12 protein-coding genes are annotated in these 19,222 nt (G+C 56.8%); 4 read left to right on the top strand and 8 right to left on the bottom strand.

The features are described 5' to 3' along the window. Positions 1–18 precede the first annotated feature (18 nt). From PSR62_RS13865 to PSR62_RS13855, 3 genes are read right to left on the bottom strand one after another with little or no spacing between them, the layout of a single operon-like run. Positions 19–708: a glycosyltransferase family 25 protein gene (locus PSR62_RS13865; protein ID WP_274403599.1), complete on the bottom strand. Its 690-nt coding sequence runs from the start codon at positions 706–708 to the stop codon at positions 19–21. 7 nt (positions 709–715) lie between these two features. Further along, positions 716–2,089, bottom strand: a complete 1,374-nt coding sequence (locus PSR62_RS13860) for a glycosyltransferase family 2 protein (RefSeq protein WP_443217272.1) — start codon at positions 2,087–2,089, stop codon at positions 716–718. 9 nt (positions 2,090–2,098) lie between these two features. Further along, on the bottom strand, positions 2,099–2,566 hold the full coding sequence (locus PSR62_RS13855) for a hypothetical protein (protein ID WP_274403597.1): 468 nt from the start codon (positions 2,564–2,566) through the stop codon (positions 2,099–2,101). 176 nt (positions 2,567–2,742) lie between these two features. Here PSR62_RS13855 and PSR62_RS13850 point away from each other — a divergent pair, with 176 nt between their 5' ends. Further along, positions 2,743–4,242, top strand: a complete 1,500-nt coding sequence (locus PSR62_RS13850; protein ID WP_274403596.1) for a C1 family peptidase — start codon at positions 2,743–2,745, stop codon at positions 4,240–4,242. 42 nt (positions 4,243–4,284) lie between these two features. Here the strand turns inward: PSR62_RS13850 and PSR62_RS13845 are convergent, their stop codons facing one another. Beyond that, entirely contained in the window at positions 4,285–9,744 is a 5,460-nt protein-coding gene (locus PSR62_RS13845) for a bifunctional serine/threonine-protein kinase/formylglycine-generating enzyme family protein (protein ID WP_274403595.1), read from the bottom strand. A gap of 335 nt (positions 9,745–10,079) precedes the next feature. Then, the gene (locus tag PSR62_RS13840) at positions 10,080–10,856 is read right to left on the bottom strand and encodes a 3-keto-disaccharide hydrolase (RefSeq protein WP_274403594.1); all 777 of its coding nucleotides are present in this window, start codon (positions 10,854–10,856) and stop codon (positions 10,080–10,082) included. Positions 10,857–11,362: 506 nt separating this feature from the next. On the opposite strand from PSR62_RS13840, the gene PSR62_RS13835 reads away from it, so the two are divergent. Next, positions 11,363–11,929: a MaoC family dehydratase gene (locus PSR62_RS13835; protein WP_274403593.1), complete on the top strand. Its 567-nt coding sequence runs from the start codon at positions 11,363–11,365 to the stop codon at positions 11,927–11,929. A 40-nt stretch (positions 11,930–11,969) separates the two neighbouring features. On the opposite strand, the gene PSR62_RS13830 is transcribed toward PSR62_RS13835, so the two are convergent. Both PSR62_RS13830 and PSR62_RS13825 read right to left on the bottom strand, forming a co-directional pair. Beyond that, positions 11,970–13,517 (bottom strand): GMC family oxidoreductase, encoded by a 1,548-nt coding sequence (locus tag PSR62_RS13830; RefSeq protein WP_274403592.1) that lies wholly within the window; start codon positions 13,515–13,517, stop codon positions 11,970–11,972. 51 nt (positions 13,518–13,568) lie between these two features. Next, a complete protein-coding gene (locus PSR62_RS13825; RefSeq protein ID WP_274408230.1) occupies positions 13,569–14,372 on the bottom strand; it encodes an MBL fold metallo-hydrolase in 804 nt (267 codons plus the stop codon). Positions 14,373–14,631: 259 nt separating this feature from the next. Here PSR62_RS13825 and PSR62_RS13820 point away from each other — a divergent pair, with 259 nt between their 5' ends. Further along, positions 14,632–16,122, top strand: a complete 1,491-nt coding sequence (locus PSR62_RS13820; protein WP_274403591.1) for a sodium/glutamate symporter — start codon at positions 14,632–14,634, stop codon at positions 16,120–16,122. A gap of 135 nt (positions 16,123–16,257) precedes the next feature. After that, complete coding sequence (locus PSR62_RS13815) at positions 16,258–17,871, top strand: amidophosphoribosyltransferase (RefSeq protein WP_274403590.1); 1,614 nt, start codon at positions 16,258–16,260, stop codon at positions 17,869–17,871. A gap of 81 nt (positions 17,872–17,952) precedes the next feature. Here PSR62_RS13815 and PSR62_RS13810 read toward each other — a convergent pair whose 3' ends face one another. Continuing rightward, positions 17,953–19,137, bottom strand: a complete 1,185-nt coding sequence (locus PSR62_RS13810; protein WP_274403589.1) for an NAD(P)-binding domain-containing protein — start codon at positions 19,135–19,137, stop codon at positions 17,953–17,955. Positions 19,138–19,222: the final 85 nt, after the last annotated feature.

Raw genomic sequence — 19,222 nt, 5'->3', positions numbered from 1 at the left:
CCATCATCGACAGTCCAATCAATCAGAACGCGGGTTGTTCAGTCGCCAGGAAACTCGATCCAGCGAATTCCGCACGCTCTCCATTTCGAAATCGGGCAACGTCAATTTCGGCTCGTGTTCGATCACAAAACTACGAATCGCCTCGGTTTGGCGAGCCAATTGGCAATCGACCTCTTCTTCCAGTGGTGCAAATCGATCTAAAAACGATCGCTGAACGATGTAGCTGTAGGTTGCCGCGACGTGGTTTGGTGGGCATCGAACCAAATGCGGGGCCACGAGATTGTCGGGGTTCGCTTGGCTTCCCACCTGCAGATTGACGTACGACAAATGACACAGGTCCCATTCAACCTTTTCTGGGAAACTGATCTTTTCTAAAAACCGAAAAAACTCTGGGTGAATCGTGACGTCGTCTTCCAAGACGATCACCGGCAGCTCGTCCTCCGAGCGGTCGTAGAACTGAATGTGCGACAGCGTGCACGCGGCAGACCCCCACATGTGCTGAAGATCGGATCGCCACCTGCCCTGCAAAATGGCAGGCAATCCAAGACGTTCGAAGTCTTCGGTAGTGGGCGTCTTCGCTTGAATGATTTCCGCATTGCGAAACCCTGCCCGGTGCAGGTGCCACTCGATTTGACGAACCCGGTCCTGTGATTGCTCGTCAAGCGTACTGATCACAAAGGTCGGCGTGTCTTCATCGATGTGTTTCATGAATGGCTCATCGGACGATCGCGAGTTGCGTCAACGAACGAGCGTTCCCATGCACAACGGGCATGGCCGTTCCCTGACGGTTCAACACCTGCCCGTTGGGCAGGACACGAACATCCCCTCGTCGGCGATCATGGACACAAAAATTCCAATCCTCGGAGACTTCCACCCAACGCTCTGAATCGCTGTGACAATAGAGATTCAGAGCCGTCTGGTCGCCCCAGTCGGTCGTTCCACGCAAATCCCTGCTTCGCAGTCGCACGGCTTCGGTGAAGTACCGGCTCAATGACTCCGCCGTTCCCGCACTGAAACCGCTGTTCAGAAAGGGGTTGGACGCGAAAAGTTCAAACGCACGCTGACGCGTCGACGAATCTTCGATCGTCTGCGTCCACCCCCGAATCGCTTTGTTGTGGGGGAACCCAAGTGGTTCGCTGACCGCCAAAATCTTGCTGGGATGTTGCTGGGTCTGCTGCCAAAGAGAATCGAGCCGACCTTGAAACAGCACGTCCCCCGCATCCCAGTAAGCCACCGGAGTTCCTTTTGGTAGCTGAGCGACGATGTCACGAAAGTCAGTCAATCGCCTCACCGGTGGGAGCTGCCCGTTGTACGGTTGGCGAATGAAACGCACGTTCGGCAACGCTTGCAGGCTCTGAATCTCGCTGGGATACAAACCGTACCCCACAACGATGACTTCCTGGGTGTTTCCCGATGCTCGCAACGTTCGCAAGAACACGTCTTGGAATCGTCGGACATCACGGCGATTGAAGGCCACCAAAATTTTCGCGTTCTTCACGACCTCCGGATTCACGCTGATTGGTGGAGGATCCACTGCCGCAGCGTTCCTTCTCGCACAATCAGCCGACGAACGCTGACGCGTCAGATGCCATGCTTTGGCGCCGCTCAAATATCCAATGCGTGCTCCACTGCGGCGAATGTCTTCGCACCGGCACAAACATTCGCACTTGGAGGGTTCCCAACGAAACGCATGCCGTTCCAACACAGATCGACGGAACAACGTGGCTCCCATCGCGACATGCCGTGAATCTCGATGAGCCGATGATTCGCCCAAGTAGTCCGCGGCAAACGCCCCATAGTTTGATCTCGCAACCAAGGCATGGTGCAACCGAGCGATGCAGTCTTTGCCAAGCACCACGTCGTCGTCCAAAAACATCAGGTGGTCCGAACGGCCACGACGAACGGCTTCGTTTCGAGCCCGAACGATGGTTGCGATCCGGCTGGCATCCGTCCGACCAGGTTGACCGATGACTCGGTGCACGTTCAATCGGACGTCGACTTGGGACTCGATCGCGTGCCGGACAGAATCCTGCAAGGGGCGATCGTCTCGCGTAAGCAGTGCCAGATCAATCGTTGGCATGAAATTCATCGCGCGACCTCAGTGGCAACCGGCGGAAACCCCTGATGGTTCCATGTTGTAGTGGTTGACGGAACGATCCTCCGGCAGCGGCGGGTAGAACTCCGCACTCTCCGCCGCGGTCATGCCCGCTTCCATTTCGAGCAACGACTGGGCCTGCTCGCGAACGTAGAGAATGCCGTTCACCTTGCCCTGGTTCATCATCGCGTACGCTTTTTGAGCCAGTTTCTCGCCCTCAAACCACTCGCCGTTTTCAAGATCAACGTTGGTGGTGGAGTTGGGAACGAACAAACACTTCACGTCCATCGCGTAGAAACTGCGTTTGACCGCAAGCTTGGGAGACAACTGCTGACTCGCCACCACATAAGCGGGGTCCGCAACGGCAGCGCCTTTTTCGAAAGTGATGGTCGCCAATTCAGGGAACCGCGGTGGTATCGAGACGGTCCCCGACAATGCCATGGCACGAACTTGCTCTGGACTTTTACTCATGATGCTTGTCTCGGATAGAATGCTAGCGGCTGGTTTGTTCACCCCACGAAGAGAAAGGCTATTCCTTTTTCAGGCCCCACGCAAGTTTGCCAGCGGGCGTGAGCAACGCAGAACCAACCATTTCCGACTCCTTCCGTTGATCTTTCTTTGGGCCTGACAGCATGCGTTTGTGTTTCGTGACAGCTTTCGTCGGCGTGGCTTTGACAGCCATTGGGCCGAGCGATTTGGCCGCTCAGTCCGCCGACAACCCCGGTGTCATCTTGATGCCGCCACCAATCTACCAACAGATTCCGACACGAATACGCCATTCACCATCGACCGCTGCCCCCATTCCAAGTGCGGCGATTTCGGGCCCAGCCGCCCGGAATGAAACAGCCGTTCCGGACCGCGTTCCAAGCCCCGAGCACGAGACTCACCTCGTACCGCCGATGGGCACCGCTTACAGCATGGCGCCCGGGATTGACCAAAACTGGGGCCCGACGGACTCGGTCTTGCTGCCCGAACAAGTCGACCTGCGAGACCATTTGCCGACCCCCGGCAAACAATCCCAAAACGACTGCGTCGCCTGGGCGGTTGCCTACTCGACCTACTCCTGCCAAATCAGCCAAGAACGTCGACGCAAACCAACCTTCGCTGGCGACCACTTCAGTCCCGAATATGTCTACGATCAGATTTCCAGCAATGGAGAGGGGTTGACTGTTCTCCAAGCGATCGACTTCTTGAAACTCAATGGGTGTGCATCGCGAGCGAACCTGGATCAATCCAACAGACCAGTCTCACCACGAGCGGCGGTCGAGGCCAACACCTTTCGGCTGCTCGAGAACACACGTGCTGGCAACCTCGATGAGATCAAGCAGTACTTGCATGAGGGTTACCCCGTCATCCTGGTCGTTCGCATGGAAACGGAGTTCCGTTCCGATGCAAGCGATGGTTCCCCTTACCGTTGGAGCAGCGATTCAGCCGCGGAGGTGAACCATCATGCCGTCACCGCAGTTGGCTACGACGACCAAAAGCGATCCCTTCGATTGATGAATTCGTGGGGCACACAGTGGAAGGACCAAGGGTTCTGCTGGGCTTCGTACGACAACTTTGATTCGATCGACGTCAGCCAGTGGTGCGCCGAAGCTCATGTGTTGCGAATCAAGGACCACGCCCCCTACGAAGCATGGATGGTCAAAACCGATTCGGCTGGCCCGGTGAATCCGTTCGCACCACCGCCACCTCTCATCCGGAGACGCTTCCTGTTGAAGAACGACCGAAAAGTCTACGAGAACGGACATGTCATCTCCCCCTCGTCATGGAAAGTGGATGACTTGGTCTGCAATAACAAAAACCTGTTTCTACTGGCTCGCGACCAAACCGTTTACCAACTGAAGGATGCCGCCTCGGGCGCCAGTTGGTCGCATCTCAGTCGCGATCCGTTGGCGGGCAAAAAGGTTTGCATGATGGCAGCAGCGGACTCTCAACCGCTTCACGCTCTCACCGAAGACCAAAATCTCTACCAATTCAAAGCAGCGTCCGCGACATGGTCCCCCGTTTCTCTCCCGTCCAATGACAGCAAGCCGATCGACCTGCGAACGGTCAACCAGAAACTCCGAGTGATCACGGACAAGGGCACGGTTTACCAACGAAAAACCGACGGCCAATGGGGAGAACAGACTCAGCTTGCCCCTTGATCATTGGCTGCACTCGTGGTCACCAGCAACACGCCAGGCGACTCATTCCGCACTCGGTTCTTCCAACACCTGCAACGTGCGTGCGACACGAAATCCGAGGTAAGGGTGTTGCGTGTAAAGCTTTTCTTGTTCTCGTTTGGCCGAACGCATGGTCGTCGGAATGTAGAACACGGCGCTGCCTCGTGCGGCCCGATAAGTCGATTGGTTGTCGATCAAGCCATTGGTCGTGTCGACAATCATCGTCTTATTTTCGCGGCGTGAGACTTCATGAGTTTCGCACCACTCCATCACATTGCCGAGCGTGTCAAACAAACCGAACGGGTTGGGGAGCAACTGCCTGACCGGCCGGAACAAGACTCTCGAGTTCTGGGCGGATCCTTCCGTCGTCCAGGCGTACTGAGATAAAAGCTCGGGGGAATTTCCATAGGAACGAGGCGTGTGAGTTCGCCCGCGGCAGGCATATTCCCATTCTGCTTCCGTTGGCAGTCGGTACCCGGTGCGTTCCAGAAAGTCCTTGGGACGCTTGATCCCTTCGGGCAACTGGTGCGAAGCCTCAATTTCTTGGATTGAGGGGTAACACATTTGCGATTCAGGAATGCCTTCCTGTTCACTCAGCCAACGGCAGTACTTGATCGCTTCGAACCATCCAACGGAAGTCATCGGACAGTCGGGTTGAAGTGCGTACTGGGTCGCGTAACTCGCATCGGGATCAAAGCGTTGGTATTGCGCCAAGGTCACCTCCGCGTCAGCAATCGCGAATGTCCGAGGGATCTTGGTGCGAATCGGAATCTCCAACGAGTGGTCGCGGAAAGACTCATGCCCAGGAGATCCCATCACAAACTCCACTGGCCCCTGGATCGTCACCATCGTTTGCCCTTGCCCGTTTCGGTCCCAACCGGGAGCCAATTCATCTGCGTCTGAGACGCTGGCTGCTTCCGAAACATTGTCAGCAGACGATGAAGGCCGATGGGATTGGTCAATTTGCTCCACGACCTGATCCCACTTCCAGCGATTCGCGAGATAGCGACAAATCGAATGAATGGAGGCCTGAGGATGTTTCGTCCCCCAATCGCTCACCAGTGTTTTTAGCTCCCGAAGGTCATCCGCTGGCAACTGCTCGGGACGATATCGCGCCAGTGAAGCGAGCAACGCAAACCGACGAGACTCATTGCCCTCCACCCGCAGTTGCTCCAGCAACATGGAGGAGGGGACACTGAGCGACGCCAGTCGATCCATCAGAAATGATCGCAAACGAGGGTCAGGAGCGTCCTCCAAGGACTTCCAGAGGTGCTCCGCGGATCCCAGGCGGGCCAGAGCGATGATGGCGTTGGCCTGCCGGCTCGCAACATGGTCCTTTTGTTCATCCGTCACAACGGGACGAAGCCACACCGATGCAGCGACGCTTTCGCCGTCTTCCACCAGAGACAGACTGGCCAAGCGATAACCTGCCGCGGCCAATCCCTTTGACTCTCGCCAATGGTCCTCTGCGGGAAGCCGTTCCAACGTTTTTGATTCGAAAGCGCCACCGTTCCACCAAACCGCGGCGTAGCTCAACGTGTCTTCGTCAAACTCACCGCGAGGATTCAAGCGGATGTCGGTTTGATATTTCCCCAACGTCACCCGCGTTTGAAAGCCGTAGGGACTTTCGTTCCACGCGTCCTCGGTCATCGGAGGCGCAACCAACCGATGCCGGACCGAACTGTAACGATCGCTCCCACTTGGATGACGACGTTTCAAATTGGATTTGGGCACGAACCCGCTGTGAAGAAGCGGCTCCCAGCCTTTGGCTTGATGTTCCGAACCAGAGAGTCCCAGATAAATCCTGGAATCAATGACACCAGGAGGTCGTTCCGTCCACAGCACGCCGTATTTCTGCAACATCTGCGTCGGTTCCGATTCCGTGTTGACAACACCAACGGGAACCGCCGTCACGTCACAGGGATAAAACCCTTCGTCCCGCATCGCTTGTTGAGTTTCCTCCACGGATTCGCGATCCTCATCACCAGTGAACCGCCAATCCAAACCGTCACGTTTGAAAACAGCCGCGACACACGAATCCTGGTCTTTCTCATAGACGCGAACACACTCGGGACGGAATCCGAAGGGCTGCATCGATCGTGCAAGCGACTCAAAGTCATCCCAGGGACAACGCTGAACCATTGCGAAAGCCTCTCCGACCAACCCTTGCATTCCTGTGATTTCGTCTTTCAACTCAACGTTGATTTCCGGGAACGGTTCCTGTTTTCCGGCGTCCGTCCAGGTGGGCCGTGCTCGCTGCTTCAACTCTTCATTGAGGAACTGCGAGATGGACCGGGGATCCGTTTTCGCTACCGACAGCAGCAACTCAAACTGGTCCTTCTCCGCAACGATCAGCAAGTCCTTCAGGAGAGGATCGGCGGGTGTCAGACAATGCGAGATCAGAAACGCAGCGTTCAATCGAACGTCGCTACCAGGATCAAATTGGTTCGCATCCGATGTTGGTGCGAAGTACTGAACGGCGGGTTCGATGATGTGTTCGGCGATGCGTGTGAAGCCGGGTGTTAACTCACCGACTCGCGTCGGATTCTGGTTCACGATGGCTTGCACCAAGCGTGATGCGTGGTGTTTCCAATCGGGATTCACGGGATCCAGTTGCGCGAGCACCCACGCCAAGCGAAGTCGCCGGTCTTCATCCAGTGTGTCGGACTGAAACCGTGACCAAAGCGTTCGCGTTGCCAGTTCCGGTTGCAGCGCAAGACGTTCCGCAATCACACCCAGCGTGTCATGATTCGATTGTGAAATGGCATCGATCAGAGGTTCAATCTGACTGGGATCCTGATCCACCAAAGCCAACCTGGCAGCCAGGACCTCACGAGGCGTCTTGCTTGAATCCGCCAACACGAATTGCAATCGAGGTTCCGCCTCCTCGCGAAATGGCTGCATGGTTTCGATCACCTGAGGCACCATCGCCACATCGGCGGCGAGCAGGCGAGAAACCATCGATTCCGTTTCTTGGTTGGCCAAACGATTGGCAATGTTTTGGTTGACGGTGGCGACCGCGAGGCCGGCGAGAACCAGCAGAGCAGCAGCGATGGCCCAGCGAGTTCCATGGTAGCGAGCCGAGGCGGTCATCAGCTTGGCCTGATCTTCCGTGCGTTGCGCAGGTGCGGTCAAAGCGAGAAAGCGAAGGTAATCCAAACCACTTGGCAAAAAACGATTTTCGCGTTTCGGTTTCCAATACTCCGTCAACTCATTCAAACGCAATCGGGCTCGCCCACGAATGCTCTGGCGGTCACTTTGAGTCAACCAATCCCGAATGGGCTCGACCAAAAAGTCGTGCGTCAGCTGATAGCTGCGTTGGGAAACATCGGAATCCACGCCATCCAACGCTGCGGTGGGTGTGATCAACCGAAGTTCTCCGTCGAGAGCCTCGATCAGTTCGCCAAAGGTCGCGTGATCCAGACCAGCGACTTCCTGGAGTCGATCCAGGTCTTTCATCTGCCCTTTGATCTTGGCCCCTCGTTCAGGCAGCAACTCGGCCAAAACGGCTTTGGCAGGGTCGCGCAGCCTTCGGTGGTGCGGCGAAGCATTGGAGTCTTCAAAGGTTGATTGGAGGTAAACGATATCGACGCCTTCGGCGCCGCCGAACTCAGCCAACGTCTTCAGATCCCACGTGCGACTTTTCAACATTTGCGCCAGCACGGCCAAATGAATCGAGATCACTCTGCCGTTTTCTTGAACAGCCTCAATGATCCGGGCGATGAACTTGGTCTGTTCGGCAGTGATCCGCCCCAGGTCTTCTGGCAAGCATCCATACGCCCGACCGAATTCCGTCAGAACATAGTGAGCGTGCCTGCGATCAAAGCGGTCCACCGCGATGCAGTTCACGTCCTGAACCAATCGCAAATCCAGTTCGTGAAAGAACTGAGTCGCAGGCATCCAGAAGTCGTCCCGAATCAACAACAAGCACTGCAGGTTTTTGCCATCGCACTGCCGGATTGCGTCGACCAAGACTTCGTCTTGCATTCTCGGGTGGATGTGCAGCCATTGCTCAAATTGGTCCACAATGACCAAGACTTTTTTTCCGCCACCGACACCGTTCTTTCGAATCGATGCCATCGCGCCGATCAGCGTGGACTCCGCAGCGGTGTTGGAGTCCAGTTTTTGCAGGGCCGCCAACAGGCGGGATTCCGTGTGCGTCGCGTTGGCTTCCACGGAAACGACTTCCACCGATGCGTCCAGCAAGGGCACCAAACCCGCCTGCATCAACGATGACTTCCCGGAACCGGATGGCCCGTAAATCAGTGCCACACGAAATGCCTCGTCGATGTCTCGCGAGTCAATCCGGATCTTCAGCTGACGCAGCACCTCGGGAACACCGCGAGCATCTCGCGCCCCGGGGACCAACTGCAAAAAGAAACTGCGGTCGTGCTGGTCAAAGGCCCGCAAGCCTTTGGGGATCACACGTGGTTCCGCATCGGGACGGGGCGAGTTTGCCAACACACCCGGTGGCGACAGCGAGTTGGTGCCAGGGAGAAACGTCGCCGACAAATCCCCGCTGTAATCGACCGTGCACTCTTCGGTTTGGTAAGAACCAAGGTCCGCTGCCATGGCAGCCGCAGTGGGGTAGCGATCCGAAACTCGCTGGGCCAACGCTTTCAAGCAGATGCGTTCCAGCTCAATTGGCAAATTCGGATCGAATTGCCGCAGCGGCTTGGGCTCGGCGCGGACAATGTCTTGCAGCAACTGTTGGCTGGAGCCACCGCTGAAGGGACGCCGTCCCACCAAAAGCTCGTACAACACGATCCCCAAAGCAAAAATATCTGCTCGACCGTCCACCAAGTGACCTTCGCCACGAGCTTGTTCGGGGCTCATGTAGGAATAGGTTCCGATCAGCAACCCCGCACGGGTCGGGCGAGGAGCATCGTCACTCATCGCCAATCCAAAATCAGTCAACCAAGCTCGGTCTTGGGTGTCGATCAGCAGATTGCTTGGTTTGACGTCTCGGTGAACCAAGCCGTTGGAATGCGCGTGATGCAGTGCTTCGGCGATCGAGCGAATCCAGCCCAGTCCTTCCTCCAGTGATGGCTTGGATGCCAGCAAACGTTCGCGAAGATCCAGGCCTTGAATGAATCGCGAAACGACGAAGAAGGGAAACTCGTCGGAGTTGCCCACGTCATAAACCGGAACGATGTTGGGATGGTCCAGCTTGGCGACCATCCGGGCTTCCGATGTCCACTGGAATTCATCGTTGACATCTTGCAGCGACCGCAGCGGAATCTTGATCGCGACGTCACGGTTGAGTGACTCATCTTTGGCCTGAAACACCGAACCAAAGCCGCCGCTCCCGATCCGACGGATGACGCGATAACGTCCAATCCAGTCCGGGGTTTCGATGTCTGGAGCAGCTCGTCCAGACGCGACGGTCGCATCCACCTGCGATGTCTCGGGCGGACGCTTGACGTTGCCCGGTTGAGTTTTACTCGCCGGAGTTTCACTCGGAAGGTCCGAATCGGAAGCCAAACCTTCATCCTCATAAATAGGGACTTAAGCAGGTACGCAGGTGTCATCGGGTATGTGAGCCGTTGGCGTTAGCCACGGTTTTCACTCGCAACCGGGGCTAACGCCCAAACGGCTCACATGGTTGCGCCCGATCAATCCAGCCGACCTGCTTAACAAACCTGCGGAAGACGTTTCCAAACGACTTCCACAAGTGTCCACCTTACCCCATATCCATCGACGAAGTTGCGTCGCGAAGCGAAATTGTCCGCCACCGAATCGCCGAGTTCCAACTTGGAACTCAAGGCGATCCCATCGGTGGTCACGCGGACTTCGCGGCATCGATCGCGGGTTCGTTTTCAATCCAACGATTTGAATCGGATGTCTTTGAATTCCGCCCACATGGATTTGCCAGCGTGGAGTTGCAAAGCCAACTTGCCGTCCAACAACGCAAGTTCGGGTTGCTCATCGGTGAAGTCGAGAATCAACTTCCCGTTCAAGAAGTGCTGGATGTGGTTGCCATTCCCGATGATGACGACTTCGTTCCAGTCATCCAATTTGAACAGCTTTTGGAACTCAGCTTCGTCCATGAAGTTTTCCAAGACCTGTTTCTTTCCGTCCTTCCAGACTGCTTTCTCACCGACCATGCAAATGCGGCCACGACGGCCACCTTCGTCGTAGATGAAACCGGCGATGTTGGGGAACTTCATCTCATTGCGAAGTTCGTGCTGATAGCCCCGCACGACCCACTCGTTGCGAGCCGATTTGTTGGTGATGTGCTTGGACCGGTACTGGATGCCCGAGTTGTTGTCCGCGTTGCAACGGAACGAAAGGCGGAGTTCGAAGTTCTTCGTGTTGCCGTCTTGCCAGATCAGGAACGTGTTTCCATTGGCTTTGTTTTCCTCGGTGGTCTCGCCATGAATGACACCATCACGCACCGACCACAATCGTTCATCACCGCTCCAACCTGTGAGGTCCTTGCCGTTGAAAATCGAGGTCATGCCGCTCTCGGCAGGCAGCTTCACCGGGGAATCAGCAGAAACAACAAGCACGTTTGAAAAAACGACAGCCAAACCGATCGCGAGCGTCGTTGACCAAGAAGGCGTCAAGGTGGTTGCAGTGAACAATTTTGTCATCGAGGTGGGATCCTTAGGAGGGAATTGCAAGCAAAGATCAGATTTGATCCATGCAGAGTATGGTTGAACGAATCGCCGACGCCAACCATTGGGGCAATCTGACAACCGAAATCTTCCCCGGTGGTCCCCTGCGCCCGCTGCAAACAGCCTTCCATGAAACGCAGAGTGGAAAGGTACCGGGATCGCGGTCGCCAATTCGTTTCAAATGCACCGAAATCACCCGTCATCAAACGGATTTCGCGGGCAAATGAAGGCTGCACAGTTTGTGTAATCGCCTCAGCCAGATTGTCTTTGCCTGGGATTGGCATATTCTATGCGAATGCCTGAACACGGAATTGCTTCCGCGATTTCTTTCGGCCAAAGTGCCGAGCAGGCGAACCATGGGTTCGACTCGCAAGGTTGCGAGGCCGGAACGATCTTCATCGGCTGCTGCGACAGCACAGTCAACCACGGGTTTTTCGACCCGAGCGGTTCACGATGAGGTGTTTTAACAAGGAGTGACGTGAATGTCCGATTCGATACCGACACATGACGCAATCATTGCGTCCGAAAACGCGACTCGTCCCGAACCTGTTGTCATCACCAAGGGCGTTCCAGAACCGACCGACACGCTGTACTGCGAAGACCTGCAAGTTGGCCAGCAATGGTTGAGTCCCTGGCGGGTCATCTCTGCTAACGATGTGCGGACCTTCTCCCATTTGACGGGCGACTTCGATCCGTTGCACGGCGACGAAAGTGGCGTCGAGGACGACTTCCCCAAATCGCCGTTTGGTCGACCGGTCGCACACGGCTTGCTGGGGCTGAGCATTCTGGCGGGGTTGTCGACCGAGTTCCCTCGAGCAGCCACCTTGGCGTTGGTGTCCGTGGACAACTGGAGTTTTGACAACCCGGTCTTCTTTGACGAACGAGTTCGCGTGGTCACGTCGGTGGAATCAACCGAGGCCCACGGTCGTCGCGCCGCGAAAATCACTTGGCATCGCCAGTTGGTCAGCGACGATGGCCGGACGTTGCAACAAGGCAAGTTTGTCACCTTGGTGGCTTCCAACAAACGCTATCGCCGCCAGCCTCGTTGATCCAAGCGGACTCAATTCCGCTCCTGGATCAAAGACATTGTTACTGGCGAACCAACTGCGTTGCGGCGTAACAAGCCAACATCGCAAGTGTCGCAGTCGGGTTACCGGTCGTTGGTTCGGGCAACAAAGACGCGTCGACGACGCTTAAATTCGTGATGCCACGGACGCGAAAATTGGAATCCACGACGCTCCCCAACGCACACGTGCCAGCGGGGTGATACAGCGTCTGTGAATAGCGAGCCATCGCGGCGGTGATGGCCTCATCGGTTTGTCGTTTGGCCCCCGGAATCATCTCGGATCGCAATCGCCGATCGAATCCGGATTGCTGAACCAGTTCTCGCACCCACCGAACACCGTCGAGCAATCCAACTCGGTCGCGGTCATCGTTCCAATACCCGGCGTCGATGAGCGTCTCATCCGGCGTCCAATCCAACCGGCCACGCGAATGAGGACGCGTGACGTTGACGCCGATGGTCATCGCGGGACGTCGCGTGTCATTCGGGAACCGAAGGTAATCAGTGGGAGTCACATGCAATTGCCAGCGATGCGATTCGTCCAAACCACCGCACTCCGCGACGTTGCATGCAATCGGCCCTCGACCTGCGTGTTGCCACTGAGCCAAAGCGGTCATGTCAGAGCTCGAATCTGAAAACGCTGGGCCATCATGCGAATGGACAACCGGCATGATCAGGTGGTCATGCAAATTCTCACCAATCTGCGGGTTGGTCAGTCCGCTGCGATGAAGCAACGTGGGTGACGCGATCGCGCCCAATGACGAAACGACTTCCGCATCATTCGCAATCAGACTCGTCCGACCATCCGACCAACGGATCCCCGCTACCACACCGTCATTGATTTCCAGAGACGACACCTGCGCACGAACGACGCGGATCCGATTGGCCGCCACGGCATTGCTCTGACACAAATCCGCGATCGCGTCGACGGCCGTCCATCGTCGCCCATTTCGATTGAGACGATCGTAGGCAGCAAAGTCTCCGCTGATGCGACCTGACACTGCCTTCAAAAAGGCTTCGCTCGTTGGACTGAGCCAGCGGGCTTGCTCGGGACGAATGATTTGGCGGGACCGATCAAATGCTCGCTGAAGTTGCTGCTCGGCATCGGTGGGCGAGTCGCCAATCAACCGATTGTCATTCGGCGACTGCTTTGACACAAGAAATGTTGCCAGCGATCGGATCTCGGCGGCTGTGGGCGGGAACCAAATCATGGAGTTGATTCTCCCGCTGCCTCCCAAGCCCTTCCCGCGTGGCCAAGGGATCGATCTCCCTGCCAAGGCATCGGCAGGTTGTGTTCGGTATTGGTAGTCCGCTTCGCCACCCAACAACCGCAACCAGCGAACAGGTCGCTGCTGATCTCGCCTGGCAACTTCACCACACGGAGATTCGATCACCCAAATGCGGGGCGCGTCGGCACCCAACCGCGACGCGGCCAACCGGGCCAACTCATGAGCCAAAAGCAGGCCGCACAAACCGCCTCCCAGAATCACAATTCCATCCGAGAATTGGTCGGGACGGTCGACCTTCGCTGGGATCGAATCAGGAAACGACAAAGGGCGTTGGGAAGAGTTCACGTTGAATTGGATTCTCGATCGCCGAACCGAATGTCGAGGGACACGAACCGATCACTCCGCGGGAGCTTGCCATCCATCGGGCAAAATGCCTTGCTCGACTTCATCGTCCCACTCATTCATCAACGGCCAATCTTCGGCGAGTGTTCCAAAGTCAGCCATGTGCAGGTAGCCACGGACTCGCTCGATGACACGATCCAGCATCGCATTGTCTTTGGCGAAGATCGGACCGTGACTCGGGGCCAACCACTTCACATCACTTTCGCGGATGCGAGTCAGCGATTGGACGAACGATCGAATGTCGCTGCCGTGGTGGGCGTCGATCGCACCGATGCAGCCGTCGCGGTAGAGGTTGTCACCGGACAACAGCACGTCGCCGATGCGGAACGCGAGTTGGCTGTCGGTGTGCCCGGGAGTGTGCCAGACTTCGATTTGTTTTTTGCCGACCGTGATGATGTCCCCGTCGTTGATCTGGGTTTCGATCTCAACGGGAGGCATTGCCATCTTCAGATTCTGCGCTTCGATGACCGCCAAGGTTTTCAGCGTGTCGCCCGTCGTCAGTGGTTCCACCGCGTTGGGATGAGCCGAAATCGTGGTCTTCAGGATCTGCTTGGCTTTGGCCAGCCCCTGAATGTGGTCCACGTCCGCGTGGGTGGCGACCAGCGTCTTGCAGCGTGAAAGAGGAAAGTCCAAACCACGAATGATTTCGATGAAGTCATCGACGGTCTCCTCATACCCAATGTCAATCAGGATCCACTCGTTCGAATCGTGGATCAAATAGACGTTGCACCCAAGCACTTCACCAGCTTGAAAGTTCAACTCGATCACGCCGGGAAACAGTGGTTTTCTTGCGAGCATATTGGGGTGCGATAAGACGGAGGCTGACGGAGAAAAGCAGTCGCCGAGGCGGACTCCGGAGCGAATGTTGTAGGCTCCTTTGGGAACTTTGTCACTGCCCATCTCGCAGCCCCAACCGGTTCGCGTCACCTTGCGTGGCTCCTGTGACCAGCGACACTGGGGCCACTCCTTCGACGACACCCTCCCGCGAAGGCCAGCAGCGCCCAAAATGCTCGTGGCATCGGTGAAGGCCGATCCCGAAACTTCCGGACCGAGGACCATGCTTCACGCCATCGTTTTTGTTTCTGCTCTGATGCTCCTTGGCGTTGGGTTGCGTCAACAAGTCGCATGGTTTCGACAGGGGTTGATCCCTGCCTCGTTGATCGCGGGATTTCTAGGTCTGGCAGTCGTTCAATGGTTTCGCTGGAACGAACGCGACACGCTGGAACCGATTGTGTCCGCCCTCGGTCCCTGGCCGTCCACTTTGATTGCCGTCGTCTTTGCCGCCATGTTGCTGGGCAAAAGCAAGCAAGATCCCTCGTCGTCGAGCCAGCATCTGGTCCGCGACGTCATGCAGCAGGGCCTGATGGTTTGGATCATCGTGCTGGGCCAAACCGTGGTTGGACTGTGGGTCACATGGTGGTGGATCGGACCGCAGTTCGAGTTGCCTTCCTCGGCCGGAATGTTGATCGAAACCGGGTTTGCTGGCGGGCACGGAACCGCCGCGGCGATGGGAGACGTCTTCAAGCACCCTTCGATCGGTTGGGAAGAAGGCTTTGACTTGGGCGTCATGATGGCAACCGGTGGATTGGTTTACGGTCTGGTTTCCGGCATTCTCTGGATCCAATTGGCGCTTCGGCGGAATTGGATTCCGGTCGCTGAATCCGCCGAGGATTCAGTCGCCCTTCAGACGGCCTCCAATCCAACGAAGTCGGCTCCGCGTTCCAGTGCGGCCTCGTTGGGCAGCGCACGCATCGACGGAAGCGTGCTCGATCCGTTGTTGTTGCAAGCCATCTGGCTGGCACTCGCGATGGGCATTGGCGTCGCCCTGCAAGGCGGGGTGGGCTGGGTCGCTGAGACCATGGGAACAAACGCCAGCGCCGAATCCGTTGAACTGGCCGCGGTGGGGGCCAGCGAGACATCCGATACCAGGGAATCCCCCGACGCCGGTGAGTCCCAGCTGCGATCGCGATTGACATTGGCCAGCATCGTTGGATCGTTTCCCCTGTTCATTTACACGCTTTTCGGCGGTGCAATCGTGCGAATGCTGCTGCGAGCGATTGGCCAAGTCCATTTGATCGACGAGCAAACCATCCATCGCATTTCGGGGACATCCATGGATTTGCTGGTCGTTGCCGCGGTCGCGACCCTGAATTTGGCAGCGGTGGCGTCTTTGTGGGTGCCTTTGGCCATTCTCTTGATGGCCGGATCGATTTGGTCGACGTTTTGTCTGTTGTTTTTGTCTCGAAAGATTTTGCCGCCTGAAAAATGGTTCCCGTTGGGTTTGATCAATTTTGGGATGTCAACTGGCACCACAGCGACTGGGTTTGTATTGCTACGGGTCGTCGACCCGGAACTGAAGTCGGGGGCGGCAGAGGATTACGCGTTGGCGGCTCCCCTGTCAGCACCGTTCATTGGGGGTGGCATGATCACCGTTGCGATGCCTTTGGTCGTGCTTTCGCGAGTTTCGATTGCTTGGCCAGCCCTGTTGCTGGCGACTTTGCTGATCGTGTTGATCCTGCTGGGGGTTCGATCGAGACGATCCCATTGACCCTTCGAAACCGTCCCTTTCCCCGCCCGAATGGCGGTGGGTTTGGCAAACCAGGTAGTTCAGCGAATTGCGTTATTGCCTGGCATCGGTAGACTGTAGCTTCCTCGCCCCAGCGATTACCTCATTGCAGATTTCATGGCTGAATTGAATCACGAATGCGGCGTTGCCGCGATCTACCATCTCTCTGGTCGCGGGCGCAGCCCCGTGTGCACGGACGACGGACCGCGACAAATCTCGCGTCTGTTGCCCCGCATGTTGCTCGACATTCAAAATCGAGGGCAACTTGCCGCCGGGATGACCACCTTTGACCCCGACCGTCCCGCGCTACTGAAAACGCGACGGGATGTTGGAACGGTGACGGAAGTCTTCCGTCTGAATCACCGTGCCAAAGCGGAGTCACTGATGAAATCGTTGGCCGGGCGAGCCGCGATCGGTCACGTTCGCTACGCCACCTGCGGGGCCGACGACCGAAATTACGCTCAACCTTTTGAGCGTCGCCACATCCACAAACGCAAATGGTTCAGTTTCTGCTTCAACGGCCAATTGGCCAATTACACGCTGCTGAAACAACGTTTGCTCGCCGATGGCGACCACCACCTGGCGCTCGACACCGACACGGAAATCTTTCTGCACGAGATCGCTCGTCTGCTCTCGCAGTCGCAGGAGCGACTCGACTGGATGGATGTTCTGAAGCAAGTCACGGCTGGTTTCGACGGCGCCTATTCGATGGCATTGCTGACTGCGGAAGGCGAAATGTTGGTCGCTCGTGACCCGCTGGGTATCAAACCCATGTGCTACATCCACGAGGGCCCGCTGTTTGCCTGTGCCAGCGAGAGTGTGGCGTTGTTGAACCTTGGGTTTGAACCGGACCAAATTCATTCGTTGCCACCTGGCCATGCGATTCTGATCGATCCCGAGGAAGGTTTTCGGATGGAGCGGTTCGCTGAACCGGAAGCTCCCAAACATTGCTTCTTCGAGTGGATTTATTTCGCGAATGTTGCCAGTACCCTCGACGATCGCAGCGTTTATCTTTCACGTACCAACCTGGGTCGTGAATTAGCCGATGCTGAACGAGAATTTGGACGCGTCCCACTGGACGACCCCGACACGATCATCGTCCCGGTTCCGGACACCAGCAAAGCCGCCGCGGATTCGATGGCGTATGAGTTGTCGATTCCCTGTCGCGAAGGTTTGATCCGCAACCGATACGCGGGGCGAACGTTCATTGAAGGCGGACGAGCTCGGAAGGCCAAAGCGGCCGCCAAGTACACCCCACTTCGCGAAGTCTTGCAGGGCAAACGCGTCATCCTGGTGGAAGATTCGATTGTGCGAAGCACGACCATGAATGCCTTGCTCGACCGAATTCGTGATGTTGGCGGTGCCAAGGAAATTCACGTTCGAGTGGCTTGCCCACCGATCGTTGCACCGTGTTTCTACGGCATCGACATGAGTACGATCGATCAATTGATCGCGCCCAAGTACTTTTCGTTGACCGGCGAATTGGACGAAGAGTCCCAGCAACGGATGGCAGACGATCTCGGCGCGGACTCACTGCGGTACCTCCCCGTTTCCGCCATCGCCCGGGCGATCGATTTGCCAGAGGACCACCTCTGCCAAGCCTGTGTGACGGGCAAGTACCCGACTCCGATCGGCCAGCACCTGTACCAAATCGCTTGCGATAACCGCGGGAGTCGAATCAACAACCAACGCACCTACGAGCAACTCGCGGCCGCTGTTGCGGGTGAGTGATCGCGGTCGAATACCGCACGCTTCCTCCACTGCCGCGGAACACCAAGCGTCCCGAAAGTGCATGAGCTCTCTCGAGAGTGATCAGCTCTCGGGATTCATCTCGATCTGACGCGAGAGTGCTTCCGAGGGAGTGCTGCCAGGCTTTGCTCCCGGAGCCGATTGTGTGCTGGAGCCTGCTCGGCTTCCAGAACTGGACCGTCCGTCTTCAGCGGACAACGACGGTCCCATTCCGTTTTCCAGCAAATGCTGGGTGATTTTGGTTGCGTGCACGTGGCAGTTCTCCAAGAACACTTGGTACTTGCTGCTTTGAGTTCCACCAACCGCCGTCCCCGCGACGTAAATCCCGGGCAGCTTGGTTTCCATGGTTGTTTCATCGTACGCTGGCTTGGCACCAGGGTCTTCCAACGGGATCCCCAGTTGCTTGAACAACGTTTTGTCCTGGTCGTAGCCAATCAGCGTCAACACGTCATCGAAATGCATGTGCAAGGTGTGATGGCGACCATCCGGTAGCGTCTGCTCCAAGTCCACCCGTTCCGGCGTGATCGCCGTCACGCGACTTTGGAACAACGCTTCGACCGCTTTGCTGCGAATCAGCCCATCGATCTCGGGACGCAGCCAGTACTTGATGCTGGCCGAGGGCAATTCGTCTCGGTGATAACTCAACGTGACCTTCGCACCGACGCGATGAAGGCGAATCGCGGCTTCGACCGCGCTGTTGCGACCACCCACGATCAAAACTCGACGCCCGTGGTAATGGTGAGCCTCACGCAGGTAGCCATCAACGTGCGGGAGATCTTCCCCGGGAACGTTCAGCCGATTGGGATGATCCGTTCCGCCAATTGCCAAGACAACCGCCGACGCTTCGATCCACTTCGAACCGACTTGCACCTGCCAACGACGGGGCTCGTCCGGGCAAGCTTTGATCTTGTCGACCTTCGAAAAGGTTTGCACGGGAACGCGAAACTGGTCCACAACGCAACGCAAATAGTTGAGGTACTCTTCGCGACTTGCTTTGGATTGATCGACCGTGTTCAGCGGCACCCCCGCGATTGCGATTCGATCGTTGCTGCTGAACCAACGCGTTTGAGGTGCCCACCATGAAATGGTATGCCCGAGTGGCCCAGCTTCGAACACAATCGCGTCGATGCCGTTTCGTCGCAGTTCAATCGCTGTCTCAATCCCAATGGGGCCACCACCGACCACCACCACGTCGCAAACGCGATTGGGCTCATGAGGTGCAGGGACGCTGGGTTCGGTAGGTTTCACGAGTCAATCGACGTTGAAAAGTTTGAATTGGAAGCGCGTTCAAGGCGTTGCACGACGAGGGCCAATCATCGTTCAATTGGACTTG

It is taken from the genome of Rhodopirellula sp. P2 (genome assembly GCF_028768465.1).
GTDB lineage: Bacteria > Planctomycetota > Planctomycetia > Pirellulales > Pirellulaceae > Rhodopirellula.
This window is presented reverse-complemented; position numbering and strand designations above follow the sequence as displayed.